The following is a 13157-nucleotide window of genomic DNA, read 5'->3' as shown; positions in this document are numbered from 1 at the left end:
AAAAAAGCGCCCAATCTAGAGCGCTTTTTATATCTACTTTTTTAAGAAGTTTTAGTCGCATCAATATGACGATGTTCAGAATGTAAATATTCATCAGATTGCATTTCGAGTAAACGAGAACGAGTACGCTCAATTTCAAATGCTAATTTTTCACCCTGATAAATATCAATAATACTATCTTGAGAAGTTAAAAGTAATTTCACTCCTCGATCGTAGAATTCATCGACTAGATAAATAAAACGACGTGTACCTTCTGACAAGAAATCTGTCAAATGAGGAACATTACTGACTAGAACCGTATTATAAATATTTGCAATTTCAATAAAATCGGCTGGGCTACGTGGTTTAAAGCAGAGTTCAGAGAATTCACACCACAACACGTCTTCTGTATGTCCTAGTGTCTCGACAACACGATTATTAATCACAATCGGCTCTTGAGAATGAGCTTGTGTATGAGTTAATGCACTAAAACGTTCAGCCATCCAGCTTTGTGCTTCATTCGTTAATGGTGATTTAAATAATTGAGCCTGTTTTAGCACACGTAAACGATAGTCCACACCCGCGTCTACATTTAAAATGGCACAGTTCTTTTTAACCATTTCGATTGTTGGTAAGAAGCGATCACGGTGAATACCGTTTTTATATAAGCCATCTGGTGCAATGTTTGATGTTGCAATTAATGTCACACCACGAACAAACAATTTTTGGAATAAATCGCTCAAAATCATTGCATCTGTTACGTTTGAGACAAAGAATTCATCAAAACAAATAACGACAGCATCTTTATAGATTTGGTCAGCTACGATTTCAAGTGGATTACGTTGGCCTGAAAGCTTATTTAGCTCTTTATGAACATGTTGCATGAAATGATGAAAATGCATACGCGTTTTACGGCGAAATGGCACAGACTCGTAAAATTGATCCATAAGCCAAGTTTTTCCACGGCCTACTCCACCCCACATATATACACCTTTAGGTGAAGTTTGGCGGCGAAAACGACGGAAAGCTTTTTTAGAGGCTTTATAACGGTTTAAAAGTTCCTTCCATACGCGATCTAATTCTTGCACTGCCTGTGCTTGCGCTTCATCTGCCATAAATTGACCTGAAGCTAAAGCCTCAGCATAGCGTTCTGCTGGGGAAGAAGGTGTGAATGCAGTACTATGAGAAGATTTTAAATTTAACATATCGTTTTATTTCAATTTTAACTGATGAGAGTATAGCGAACATTTTGTTCAACCACATTAGCTTTTAGCATCAAGAGTTACGACGATGACTCTTTTGCATATTGTCGAGGACTCTGCCCAAACCATCGTTTAAATGCATGATTAAATGCCGCTGGTTCAGAATAGCCGAGTAATTCGGCAACAACTTCTATTGAGTATTCCCTATATTCCATAAGCTTCAATGCCTTATTCTTGATAACTTGTTCACGAATTTGCTTATAACTCGTATTTAGCTGCTGCAATTGATGCCTTAATGTCCTTTCAGGCATTTTCAATGCAAAAGCCGTTTCCGCCATGCTGGGGATAATTCCTTGTTGCAATTCAAGATAATCTTGCACACATTGTATGATATGTGGAGTTTGATGATCTTGTTGATTTAATCTTGTTATTTCTGCATTACATTTTGACTCATAAATACGATGTGTAATGATATCGGCAGAAGGAATCTTGATTTCAAGTACATCCTTACTTAGGCTAAATGCCGCATATTCACCATTAAAATGCACATCTTCGCCATAATATGCAAAATAGCGTGACAAAGTATCTAAATCAGTAGGTTTTTCAAAAGGAAGTTCTATACGCATCGTAGGCATTTGTAATCCCATCATCGTATAAATATCTTGAATAAATTTATAGGTTCCTGAAATTTCACATTGTGCCCGTAATTGGCCAATTTCCGTTTTTAAATCAACAGGCAAATAATTTAGAATGGTGCGCTCATCAGTTTCGTATAAATCTAAGCGACCAAATAAGTGAGTAAGTTTTTGATATTTTATACCTTTATTTAAAGCAGTTTGAATATCATTACTTGTAACAAGCAACATAAGCAAGGGACCATATCCCGCTAAAGCGTAATGCTGTCCAATAAATAGTCCCTTTTCAGGCTCAACATTTTTACTAATAATTTGTTGAATGTCCCATTCAAGGCGATCGTGAATTGTAGAACTCGGGTCTAAGGCATCGATTTTAATACCTATATCAGCCAAACGTGAGTCGACATCAATGCCAGCATTGCGCATTCCTTGAATTAAATAGATTAAACCAAGTATCGACCGTTTCATTCTTCTAACAATTTCTCTAGACTGAAATGTTTTACTATAAAGAAGCAAGAAAATTAATTGCCGAATCTATCAATTTTCGCGTCGATACAATCATGTTTAAAGTGATTAAAAAACGTTAGTCTTGCGTGCAATCCTCTTTTTAGCTTATGCAGGGTTTCCAATGCTAAACGCAAAGCAAGATGCTATTCAAAAAACTAAAATCGCTATTATTGGGGCTGGATTTGGTGGCCTAGCAATGGCAATCCGTTTACTGCAAAATCAACAGCACGACTTTGTTATTTTAGAAAAATCAAACGATGTCGGTGGAACTTGGAGAGAAAATCGTTATCCGGGTGCAGCATGTGATGTTCAATCTCATATGTATTCTCTATCTTTTGCACCAAAGACCGATTGGACCAAACGCTATGCAGAGGGACCAGAGATTTTTGAATATATTCAAGATATTACAAAGAAATATAAGATTAAAGATTACTGCAAGTTTAACCATGAGGTAACTCATGTCCAATATGATGAAACACGTCATGTATGGACCTTAGATTTTAAAAATCAGCCTTCTATAGAAGCTCAATTTGTAGTTTTTGCCTCAGGTCCTTTACACATTCCTCAAATTCCCCCTATCAAAGGGATCGAAAAATTCAAAGGGAAAGTATTTCATTCCTCACAATGGGAATACGACTATAACTTGAACGGCAAGTCAGTCGCATCTATTGGTACGGGCGGCAGTGCAATCCAATATATTCCTGAAATAGCTAAAGATGTTAAACAACTTTATGTATTTCAAAGAACGGCTGCGTGGGTCATACCACGAGATGAGCGCAAATATTCAATCTTAAGTAAAGCATTATTCAAATCTTCTAATATTTATCGCCAGATTCATCGTAGTCGTCTTTATTGGAGTAATGAATCTCGCGTTGTGCCAATTGTTCAACCTCAAATCATGAAGTATGGACAAAAATTGGCAGAAGCATTCATACGTTTTCAAGTCAAAGATAAAGAGCTAGCAAAAAAACTCACACCTGACTTCGTTATGGGATGTAAACGTATTCTTATCTCAAATAAATACTTTCCTACCTTTAACCGTAAAAATGTTGAATTAGTTACTGATAGTATTCAAGAGATTAAAGAAAACAGTATTATCACTAAAGATGGTAAAGAACGACCTATTGATTGTTTAATTTATGGTACAGGTTTTATTACTGATCCACGTATTTATTTAAAACATTTCACCTGTATTGGACGCAATCAAATCGAGCTAAAACAAGCTTGGAAAGATGGTGCAGAAAGTTATTATGGAATAATGACCAAGAATTTTCCTAACCTATTCCAATTAGTGGGTCCCAATACAGTTCTAGGTCATAATTCGATTATTTTTATGATTGAATCTCAAGTAAACTACATTTTACAGCTTATTCAACTCGTAGAAAAATCTGGTCAAAAAGCAATTGAGATCAAACCGGAAGTTCAAGACGCCTTTAATGAACGTGTTCAAAAGCAGCTTCGAGGAACTGTATGGCAAGCTGGTGGCTGTAGTAGCTGGTATCAATCTGCCGATGGTAAAAACTTTTCGCTATGGCCAACTTATACATGGAAGTATTGGTTAGAAACACGTAAAGTCAAGCCCAAAGACTACTTACTTTTAAATAAAAGTTCACAGAGCTATGCAGCTTAAAATGTTCAAGACATAATAGGTAGGTTGATAACAATCTACCTATTATATGCAATCTTTTTATCTCATCATTCAAATATTTTTAGCACTTGCTTTCGGTTATTTTTTAGCTCCAAAACTATCTCTAAATATCCGACACTTCATATTTAAAATACTTCCCTATTTTTCTTATATTCTCTTAGCGAGTGTAGCTTTAGAATTAACATTGGCCCTTGATCAAATTGAGAATCCTTCTGCCATACTCCCACCAGCGATTATTATTGCTCTTACAACATCTTTCGGTTCTTTCTTTACCTGTTTATTGGCTTATACAATTTTTGATAAACAAAGTGTCAAAGGGAAAATCTCGCTTCAACTTTTTGTAAATGCTTTAAAAAATATTGCAAAAGCTTTTTTTGCATTAGGAATAGGTGTTTTATTAGGAACTATTGCTACCCAATTCAACTCACATATGGCATTTAATAGTTGGTATTTATTATTACTTTTTATTTTCTTAATTGGTATCGAACTTGCCTTTACCCACTTTAACCGTACATGGTTAAGCTGGAAAATTTTAATTGTACCCTTAGCTGCTTTTGTAGGGTCATGCATAGCGGGCTTTTTGAATTACTATTTACTTCAGAAGCATTTTACACTTAATGAAACTTTAGCTTTAGCACAAGGTTATGGCTGGTATTCAATGTCAGGGATCTTATTTACGCAATTACATTCGGCAGAGTTGGGTGGAATCGCCTTATTAACTGACTTATTTAGAGAAATTGTTGCTATTTTTCTAATGTATACCATGGGTTGGCGTTTTCCACGCCCTGCTATCTCAAGCGCTGGCGCAACGTCAATGGATGTTACCTTAGCAATGGTAAAACAGTCATGCGGTACACATTATGTACCACATGCCATGATGAGTGGCTTATTATTAAGCCTACTCGCCCCGTTATTAATTAGCTTATTCCTAAATTTTTAGGCAATTGAAGCCAAAATAGATTTCAACATTTCTGTTGGGTTTTCTGCTTTGGTAATCGGTCGACCAATAACCAGATGTGTAGAACCATCAAGCATAGCTTGCTTTGGAGTCACAATACGTTTTTGGTCGTCTGCATTAGAACCCTCCGGACGAATACCAGGTGTTACCAAAGAGAAGTCTTGCCCGATCAATTCACGAAGAATCTTAGCTTCTTGAGCAGAACAAACTACACCATCCAAACCACTTTCTTTGGTTAATTTAGCTAAGCGCTTTACATGTTCCACAGGTTCAACATCTAGACCAATATCTTTTAGATCTTCACGCCCCATTGATGTGAGCACTGTCACAGCAATCAACTGGGTTTGATAGTTACCTGCTTTTAAACGCTCCACGCAGGTTTCCATCATTTTACAACCACCGGAAGCATGAACATTTACCATCCATACTCCTAGATCAGCTGCTGCACAAACAGCTTGAGCAGTAGTATTTGGAATATCATGAAATTTAAGATCAAGAAAAACTTCAAAATTTTGTTCTTGCAGTTTTTTTACAACAGATGGGCCTTCATGAGTAAAAAGCTCCTTACCCACTTTTAAACGACATAAAGCAGGATCAAGCTGTTCAACAATTTTTAAAGCGTCATATTGGCTTTTTGCATCTAACGCAACAATGATACTCAAGAGACTTTCTTCCATCATATAAAATCAGCATTATTATAATAGACAACACATCAAGGAATAAAGAAATGTAGAGGATCGCTTTCGAAATTTAAAAACGATAAGACCAAAAGAGTTTATATTTAGAATAATAAAAGAAGAATAGATAAAATTAATTAAGGGAGATACTACTCTTTACTTATCAATAAAGAGTAGTACGGGGATTATGATTATAACGGAGTAGAGTTTTTATCTTGCGGATAAATATCTACAACGGTTTTTTCATGTCTTACATTCGCAGCTGCTTCAGCTGCTGCTAATTGAGCACTTTGGATTTGTTCTTTTCTCAAATGGTCAATATCTTTACGCAATCGTTTAATTTCCCAGCTTTTTTGGAATACACGGAAAACCTGCACGCCTAATAAAAGACCAACTACAGTTCCTAATACCAATGTGAGTAGCAACAATAAGCCTAAACGCATAGCAGGAACTTGGGTAAATAACAAATCAACAGAAAGTTCTGTTGGATTTTGCAAAACAAGTGCTAAAGAATAACCAAATACAACAATAAGTAATGCAATTAAAATATAACGCATAGGCACCCCGACTTATAAATTTTATTTATTTCCCAGATTCGTTTACTGCATCACGAAGGGCTTTTCCGGGCTTGAAATGTGGAACAGCTTTAGCTGCAACTTCAACTGATTTTCCTGTTTTAGGATTACGACCAACTCTTGGATCACGGTGGTGTAAAGCAAAGCTACCAAAACCACGGATTTCAATTCGATTATCAGTTGACAGGGCTTCTATCATTTGATCAATCATAATTTTAACCGCTTCTTCCACCAAAGGTTCAGCTAAGTGTGGGTTTTTTAGCGCAATGCGTTCAATCAAATCAGACTTATTAAGAGCTTCAGTAGTCATCTACGACCTCGTTATTTATTGCTACTCTATGTCGTTCGATAATAACCTGTTTAAATACAAAACGGTAGCGCAGTATGTTGAATACTACGCTACCGTTTACAGTAATTTGTATAAAAAGTACAATTCCGTTACATGAAACTGTACTTTGTTAACTTATTACTTCATTTGTGCTTTGATCAAGTCACCAATAGTCTTAGGACCATTGTCTTGACTTGTTGTTGCTGTACGCAAGCTAGCAACTGCTTCTTTCTCTTCAGCTTCGTCTTTCGCTTTGATAGACAAGTTGATAGAGCGAGATTTACGATCAACGTTGATGATCTTCGCTTCAACTTCTTGACCAACTTCTAAGAATTTAGTCGCATCTTCTACGCGGTCACGATTGATTTCAGAAGCTTTAAGAGTTGCTTCAACTTCGTCAGCTAACTTAACAGTTGCGCCACGAGCATCAACTGCAGTTACAGTACCTTTAACTAAAGCACCACGTTCGTTAGCAGCTAAGAAGTCATTGAACGGATCGCTGTTCAATTGCTTGATACCAAGGCTGATACGGTTACCTTCAGCGTCTACAGACAAGATAACAGCTTCAACAGTGTCACCTTTCTTGTAACGACGAATAGCTTCTTCACCTTGCTCGTTCCAAGAGATATCAGACAAGTGTACTAAACCGTCGATACCGCCGTTCAAGCCAATGAAGATACCAAAGTCAGTGATAGACTTGATAGTACCAGATACTTTTTCGCCTTTCTCATGAGCTTTAGCAAACTCTTCCCATGGGTTAGCACGAGTTTGTTTGATACCAAGGCTGATACGACGACGTTCTTCATCAACTTCAAGAACCATAACGTCAACTTCATCACCAATCTGAACAACTTTAGATGGGTGGATGTTTTTGTTAGTGTGGTCCATTTCAGAAACGTGAACTAAACCTTCAACGCCTTCAGCGATTTCAGCGAAACAGCCGTAGTCAGTTAAGTTAGTTACGCGAGCTTTAACGATAGAACCTTTAGGGTAACGGCTCATGATCGCTAACCATGGATCTTCGCCTAATTGTTTAAGGCCTAAAGATACGCGGTTACGTTCACGGTCAAATTTAAGTACTTTAACAGTAACTTCTTGACCAACTTCAACAACTTCTGAAGGGTGCTTGATACGCTTCCAAGCCATATCTGTGATATGTAGAAGACCATCAATACCGCCAAGATCAACGAATGCACCGTAATCAGTAAGGTTTTTGATAGTACCTGTAACTGTTTGACCTTCTTCAAGTTGAGCAAGTAATGCTTCACGGTCAGCAGAAGATTCAGCTTCCATTACAGCACGACGAGATACAACAACGTTATTACGTTTAGCATCAAGTTTGATTACTTTAAACTCTAACTCTTTACCTTCAAGGTGAGTAGTGTCACGGATAGGACGAGTGTCAACTAATGAACCTGGTAAGAATGCACGAACAGGACCGATGTCAACAGTGAAACCGCCTTTAACTTTACCAGAGATAACACCAGTAACGATTTCGCCATCTTCAAAGATTTTTTCAAGTTTAGTCCAAGTTTCAGCACGCTTAGCTTTTTCACGTGATAAAACTGTTTGACCCATACCGTTGTCAAGAGCTTCAACAACTACGTCAACAGTATCACCAACCTGAACTTCAAGTTCACGTTGTTCATTTAAAAATTCAGCACGGTCAACAATGCCTTCAGACTTTAGGCCAGTGTCAACAGTTACCCAGTCGCTATCGATGTTTACAACAACACCTTGGATGACTGCACCCTTTTCAACGTTGAGGTTTAATTCACTTTCTTCAAAGAGGGCTGCAAAAGATTCGGTCATGATATACCTGATAAATTCAGCGGTCTTGGATCAGACAAGGCCGGTTTAGTTAAGTATCAACATAGTCTTTATAGACTGATCAAGCTATGCTTCAACTGATAATTCTATTTACTAAATAGTACGGCTATCGACATAATCAACCATTAACTTAAATACCTGATCGATAGTTAATTCTGAACTATCAATGATATAAGCATCTTTGGCTGGCTTGAGCGGAGCAACTTCTCGCTCCATATCTCTTTTGTCACGTGCCTGTATATTAGCTAAAATGTCGTTTATTTTAGCATCTAGCCCCATACCCTGCAACTGTTTTACTCTTCGCTCAGCACGCGACTCAGCCGAAGCTGTCAGATAAATTTTAGCATTTGCTTCAGGAAAGATAGATGTTGCCATATCACGGCCATCTGCAACTAAACCAGGATTTTGAGCGAAAGCTCTTTGTCTCTCAAATAACGCCTGTCTAAGTTCAGGAATCACTGCAACTTTTGATGCATATTCACCAACTCGCTCTGTACGAATTGTTTGGGATACGTCTTCACCATCCAAGAAAACCAAAATCCCTGATGTAGAAGTCTCAAATTTAATATCCAGTTGACGTGCATATTGAATGCATTCATCGAGCTGGCTATCTAATTTATCTAATAAATCGTGTTTGTGTAATGACAACCCCAACAAACGATATAAGGCACCCGAATCGAGTAAATGATATTGATAATGTGCTGCAAGTTTTGCTGCCAACGTTCCTTTACCCGAACCACTCGGACCATCAATAGTAATAATTTGAACTGTCATTTAACTCTCACTAAGAAGCAATTGCTTTAGCTAATCTCGAAAAGCCTAGTGTAATGGCTAGTTTTAGCTGTGCAAGGATTAATTTACTTACCACTGGCGCTTTTGCCGTCAACTCGATACGGTATGTAACTAAAGTAATATATGGAGTAATTTCAGAAAACTCGATTCTACCTAAATGGTGTTTAATCAAAGGATTATCTATTAATTTATATTCAATACTTTTATTTTCTTCAAGCACCGTAATTTCTTCTTTAAGTGGCTTAATTGGACCAAATCCCATACGTCGAACTGAGCCTAAACCATCCGGTCTTTTAGCGTCTGCAGAGTCTTTAACACGTACAACTTGTAAAGGTGCGAAAGCAGTATTATAAGTTGAATGCTTAGAGAGCAAATCAAATACATCACTAAGAGGAGCATTAAATTCTTTTTTTACGGTAATTACATTACGCATTGAATCGTCCTTATTAAATAGAATCATGGCATTAAAACCGCGTTAGTTTGCCATAAGCGCATGTTAATTTTTAATCATTTAAGGACGTTTTTTGTTGTTTCTCTTGTCTCTTTTGCTCGCGTCTTTGTTTAAAAAAATGACTAAGTTGTTGAGCACATTTTTCTTGTAGGCAGCCATTTTTAAATGTAAACCTATGATTATAATAACCTTGCTGCAATAGCTGCCGTGCACTTACCAATGAGCCTGCTTTAGGTTCTGGTGTACCAAAAACTACATGTTTGATTCTTGCATGTACCAACGCACCTACACACATCGTGCACGGCTCAAGAGTAACATATAAAGTTGCATCTTCAGGTAATCGATAATTTTCTAATGAAGAACACGCTGCGCGAATAGCTTGAATTTCTGCATGTGCAGTTGGATCTAATAAAGTAATAGGAGCATTATAGCCTGATCCAATTACTTTATTTTGACTCACTAAAACTGCCCCAACTGGGATCTCTCCCTGCTGAGCAGCTAATTCAGCTTGCTCGTAAGCAAGCTGCATCCAATATTCATCACTATATTCAGTCATTTATTTTTAGGTGATCACACCGTGTTGTCTAAGTAAGGCATTCCAACTATCTATTGAAGTCACTGGTGGACAATCAGTCAAGATACCTCTTAAGCTTAGGTCGTCACATTGTTTCCATTCTGGTGATAAATCTTTATCCACCAAGCGTGCACGAACACCTTCTACAAAGTCAGGATGACGTATTTTCCACTCAGAAATCTGAGCTTCTAGATCAAAGACTTCATCCCATGAATGTACTTGCTTGCCCCATTGCCACAGTAACCAAGTAATTGCGGCAGTACTAGGAGATCCTTTTTGCAAGTTTTCACTCGCTTGGCGCAACCAATCACTACTCGCATCACGTAAGCTAACAATAGCTTGATAATCCTGCTCAAAATTGAAACCACGGCAAACACTACGAATCACATCAAGTGAGTTTTGCAATGGGCCTGCTGCAACAGGACGGTGCAAACTATTTAAAGTATCATCAATTGCTCGAAAATCCCCTGCTGGATAATGAGCCCAATTAATATTTAAAACTTTTTGCAGAACATTATCACGTTGCGCTTCACAAATATGTGTTGCCCAACCAATACTATAGGCTCCGGCAGCAGTCATAATTGAACCAGTTAAACCAGTAAACAAACCTATCGGACCACGATCTGCCAGAAAACGGCTTGCCCCAACGTCTGGATATAAACCAATATTAATTTCAGGCATTGCTAAACGAGAATATGGTGTGACTAAACGGAATGGTGCAGCCATAAACAAGCCCAAACCACCACCCATAACATAGCCTTCACCCCAAACAACAACTGGTTTAGCATAATTATGTAAGAGTAGATCTAAAGCATATTCCTGTTGGAAGAACTTATTTGCGGTATCTACTTCTTGATTGATAACAAGTTGACGTAATTTCCTAACGTCACCACCAGCACAAAAAGCTTTTGGTGTCGTTGAGTCTAGCCAAATTGCTTTAACCTGTTCATCGTTACGGAAATCTTCAAATACACGCAATAATGCCGTTACAATTGATTCGTCTAAAGCATGTAACGATTTAGGACGATTCAAACGTACTATACGCCAGCCGTTTTTTGCTTCTTCAACCACCAAGTCCGGGTGATAGTTATTTACATTGGGAGAGTTCATCATGCGTCCAATTGCCAGTCTATGGGCTCAATGCCATGTTGTTTCAAATATTGATTTGTTTTTGAAAACACTTTGCATCCAAAAAATCCTCCTCTATTTGCAGCAAGAGGTGATGGATGTGCGGCTGTTAAAACCAGGTGTTTATCTCTATTTATACGTTGTCCTTTGCGCTGTGCATAAGCACCCCACAAAATAAATACTATATGCTGTCTTTGTTCATTTAGAACATCAATGACTTCATCAGTAAAGGCTTCCCAGCCCTGCTTTTGATGTGAAGTAGGCTGACCAGCTTCAACTGTAAGCACACTGTTAAGTAAAAGCACGCCTTGTTTCGCCCATTTTGTTAAATCACCATGGCGAGGAGTAGGAATACCCAAATCTGTATGTAACTCATGAAAAATATTGCGCAAAGATGGGGGTAATGCAATACCTTTTTGAACAGAGAAACTTAAACCATTGGCCTGGTTTGGCCCGTGATACGGATCTTGTCCTAAAATCACAACTTTCACATCAGCCAATGGTGTGGTATTTAAAGCATTAAAAATTTGCTTGCTTGGCGGATATATTATTTTTTGAGCTTGTTTCTGCTGAAATAAAAAATCGCGCAAGCTATCCATTTGAGGACTTAATAGAAAAGGTACTAAAGATCTTTTCCAACTTTCTTCTAATTGAACTTTACTGAGTTTATCTTGCTGTTGCTCAGTTAATTGCATTAATGTCATCCTAGATCAATTTTCAATTGTACAAATACTGTAAGTAATTCGATTTATACTTCGACTTGTAAATCAACTTGAGGATTATTAAATTTAACCCCTTTTTTCAAGTCTTCATACATTTGTGGATTTGCCCACTCTATCTGAATTTGTTCTGAAAAAACAATTCCATCAAGACTTAAAATGCCCATTTGTTCGTTTTGAATATCTTCAATAAAGCTTTGAGCATATCCAGTATCAGTCTCATGAACAATGACCGAATAAACCTCAACATCACCTTCCCCATTTTGAGTGATTGTTGATTGCAAAACTTGCTGAGCTAGATAAAAGAAGATACGTGAAAACTGTTCAGCTGACGGTGAAACGGGCAAAGAAATCCAACGAGCACTAAAAGTCTGACAAGCATCAATATATTGGGAATCATCTTTTTCCCAAAAGCAGATTGCATGATCAAAACTGTCGAAAAGATCTTTTATTACTCCCTTTAGGAGTCCAAAATCATAAACCATTTGCCCATGATCTAATTTCGAAGCTTTAAGCAATAACTCAACTTTATAGCTATGTCCATGAATTGATCGCTTACAACGATCCGATGTACAATTACGTACAACATGTGCATTTTCAAACTTAAATAACTTACGAATTAACATGTGCCAAATCGATCATTCCTTCTAAGAACATTATTATAAAGCAAAAGACGAAAATTTCGCACCACTTTTCAATTAGAAACAATTAGCAAAAAGTATGATAAGACTTGTGAAGAAACATTGAATATAAACATATAAAAAGTTTGTACTTACTTTAACGCTTAACTTGAGAAAAATTTATAATTACAAACTTTAAAAAACATCCAAAGCAAATAAATCATAAATTTTCAACTAGTTAAACGGTGCTATATTTCTAGAATATACATAAACCTGCTTATCACTGCGCATTAAGGCACTTGTAAACTGTCTTTTTCTATTATTCAACACAACCTCGATTTGTGCCTGAAAAAAGTTCGACTTCACATCTAAAAGGCTATTAACTTCAGTTTTATTCTGCGCATCAACTGCCGAAAAAGCAGCCAATTGCCATAATTCATCAATATTTTGAAAGAATTTTAAATTTTGTTGGCGTAATTGAAGTTCTTTTTCTATAGCTCCTAAATCTAATTTTTGATCAATACTCGCTAATAC

The 13157-nt window shown here is 37.2% G+C and carries 14 protein-coding genes and 1 pseudogene; 2 read left to right on the top strand and 13 right to left on the bottom strand.

Annotation, left to right across the window (positions count from 1 at the left end):
* Positions 1 to 41: 41 nt before the first annotated feature.
* Both zapE and HUN22_RS11125 read right to left on the bottom strand, forming a co-directional pair.
* Positions 42 to 1184, bottom strand: a complete 1143-nt coding sequence (gene zapE / locus HUN22_RS11130) for a cell division protein ZapE (RefSeq protein ID WP_174729166.1) — start codon at positions 1182 to 1184, stop codon at positions 42 to 44.
* Between the two features lie 77 nt (positions 1185 to 1261).
* Positions 1262 to 2284: an AraC family transcriptional regulator gene (locus HUN22_RS11125; RefSeq protein WP_217488144.1), complete on the bottom strand. Its 1023-nt coding sequence runs from the start codon at positions 2282 to 2284 to the stop codon at positions 1262 to 1264.
* Positions 2285 to 2405: 121 nt separating this feature from the next.
* Here HUN22_RS11125 and HUN22_RS11120 point away from each other — a divergent pair, with 121 nt between their 5' ends.
* Both HUN22_RS11120 and HUN22_RS11115 read left to right on the top strand, forming a co-directional pair.
* Entirely contained in the window at positions 2406 to 3953 is a 1548-nt protein-coding gene (locus tag HUN22_RS11120) for a flavin-containing monooxygenase (RefSeq protein ID WP_174729163.1), read from the top strand.
* A gap of 46 nt (positions 3954 to 3999) precedes the next feature.
* A complete protein-coding gene (locus HUN22_RS11115; RefSeq protein ID WP_174729160.1) occupies positions 4000 to 4911 on the top strand; it encodes a lysine exporter LysO family protein in 912 nt (303 codons plus the stop codon).
* Here the strand turns inward: HUN22_RS11115 and pyrF are convergent.
* From pyrF to HUN22_RS11060, 11 genes and pseudogenes are all read right to left on the bottom strand, one after another.
* Positions 4908 to 5606, bottom strand: coding sequence for an orotidine-5'-phosphate decarboxylase (pyrF, locus tag HUN22_RS11110; protein WP_174729169.1), 699 nt, complete (start codon positions 5604 to 5606; stop codon positions 4908 to 4910). The two genes, HUN22_RS11115 and pyrF, sit on opposite strands and share 4 nt — an antisense overlap.
* A 191-nt stretch (positions 5607 to 5797) precedes the next feature.
* Entirely contained in the window at positions 5798 to 6163 is a 366-nt protein-coding gene (locus HUN22_RS11105) for a lipopolysaccharide assembly protein LapA domain-containing protein (protein WP_033849878.1), read from the bottom strand.
* A gap of 25 nt (positions 6164 to 6188) precedes the next feature.
* The gene (locus HUN22_RS11100; RefSeq protein WP_002121337.1) at positions 6189 to 6491 is read right to left on the bottom strand and encodes an integration host factor subunit beta; all 303 of its coding nucleotides are present in this window, start codon (positions 6489 to 6491) and stop codon (positions 6189 to 6191) included.
* Between the two features lie 156 nt (positions 6492 to 6647).
* Positions 6648 to 8321, bottom strand: coding sequence for a 30S ribosomal protein S1 (gene rpsA / locus HUN22_RS11095; RefSeq protein WP_002121348.1), 1674 nt, complete (start codon positions 8319 to 8321; stop codon positions 6648 to 6650).
* 111 nt (positions 8322 to 8432) lie between these two features.
* On the bottom strand, positions 8433 to 9113 hold the full coding sequence (gene cmk / locus HUN22_RS11090; RefSeq protein ID WP_174729157.1) for a (d)CMP kinase: 681 nt from the start codon (positions 9111 to 9113) through the stop codon (positions 8433 to 8435).
* A gap of 10 nt (positions 9114 to 9123) precedes the next feature.
* The gene (locus tag HUN22_RS11085; protein ID WP_174729154.1) at positions 9124 to 9564 is read right to left on the bottom strand and encodes an SRPBCC family protein; all 441 of its coding nucleotides are present in this window, start codon (positions 9562 to 9564) and stop codon (positions 9124 to 9126) included.
* 70 nt (positions 9565 to 9634) lie between these two features.
* Positions 9635 to 10138 carry a tRNA adenosine(34) deaminase TadA gene (gene tadA, locus HUN22_RS11080; protein WP_174729151.1) on the bottom strand — a complete coding sequence of 168 codons (504 nt, stop codon included), beginning with the start codon at positions 10136 to 10138 and terminating at the stop codon, positions 9635 to 9637.
* A 6-nt stretch (positions 10139 to 10144) separates the two neighbouring features.
* A complete protein-coding gene (locus tag HUN22_RS11075) occupies positions 10145 to 11269 on the bottom strand; it encodes an enoyl-CoA hydratase/isomerase family protein (RefSeq protein WP_174729148.1) in 1125 nt (374 codons plus the stop codon).
* Complete coding sequence (ung, locus tag HUN22_RS11070) at positions 11266 to 11979, bottom strand: uracil-DNA glycosylase (RefSeq protein WP_174729145.1); 714 nt, start codon at positions 11977 to 11979, stop codon at positions 11266 to 11268. Before ung ends, HUN22_RS11075 begins: the two co-directional genes overlap by 4 nt.
* A gap of 53 nt (positions 11980 to 12032) precedes the next feature.
* Positions 12033 to 12629, bottom strand: coding sequence for a 6-pyruvoyl trahydropterin synthase family protein (locus HUN22_RS11065; RefSeq protein WP_174729142.1), 597 nt, complete (start codon positions 12627 to 12629; stop codon positions 12033 to 12035).
* A 228-nt stretch (positions 12630 to 12857) separates the two neighbouring features.
* Positions 12858 to 13157: pseudogene (locus HUN22_RS11060) on the bottom strand (type II secretion system protein GspK); the annotation flags it as partial.

The organism is Acinetobacter lactucae, from assembly GCF_013344765.1.
Taxonomy (GTDB): Bacteria; Pseudomonadota; Gammaproteobacteria; order Pseudomonadales; family Moraxellaceae; genus Acinetobacter; species Acinetobacter lactucae_A.
This window is presented reverse-complemented; position numbering and strand designations above follow the sequence as displayed.

Coding starts and splice junctions, on each gene's coding strand:
- HUN22_RS11115 (WP_174729160.1), top strand. CDS start 4,000: ATGCAATCTTTTTATCTCATCATTCAAATATTTTTAGCACTTGCTTTC.
- rpsA (WP_002121348.1), bottom strand. CDS start 8,321: ATGACCGAATCTTTTGCAGCCCTCTTTGAAGAAAGTGAATTAAACCTC.
- pyrF (WP_174729169.1), bottom strand. CDS start 5,606: ATGGAAGAAAGTCTCTTGAGTATCATTGTTGCGTTAGATGCAAAAAGC.
- HUN22_RS11075 (WP_174729148.1), bottom strand. CDS start 11,269: ATGATGAACTCTCCCAATGTAAATAACTATCACCCGGACTTGGTGGTT.
- cmk (WP_174729157.1), bottom strand. CDS start 9,113: ATGACAGTTCAAATTATTACTATTGATGGTCCGAGTGGTTCGGGTAAA.
- HUN22_RS11105 (WP_033849878.1), bottom strand. CDS start 6,163: ATGCGTTATATTTTAATTGCATTACTTATTGTTGTATTTGGTTATTCT.
- HUN22_RS11065 (WP_174729142.1), bottom strand. CDS start 12,629: ATGTTAATTCGTAAGTTATTTAAGTTTGAAAATGCACATGTTGTACGT.
- ung (WP_174729145.1), bottom strand. CDS start 11,979: ATGCAATTAACTGAGCAACAGCAAGATAAACTCAGTAAAGTTCAATTA.
- HUN22_RS11100 (WP_002121337.1), bottom strand. CDS start 6,491: ATGACTACTGAAGCTCTTAATAAGTCTGATTTGATTGAACGCATTGCG.
- HUN22_RS11085 (WP_174729154.1), bottom strand. CDS start 9,564: ATGCGTAATGTAATTACCGTAAAAAAAGAATTTAATGCTCCTCTTAGT.
- HUN22_RS11125 (WP_217488144.1), bottom strand. CDS start 2,284: ATGAAACGGTCGATACTTGGTTTAATCTATTTAATTCAAGGAATGCGC.
- tadA (WP_174729151.1), bottom strand. CDS start 10,138: ATGACTGAATATAGTGATGAATATTGGATGCAGCTTGCTTACGAGCAA.
- zapE (WP_174729166.1), bottom strand. CDS start 1,184: ATGTTAAATTTAAAATCTTCTCATAGTACTGCATTCACACCTTCTTCC.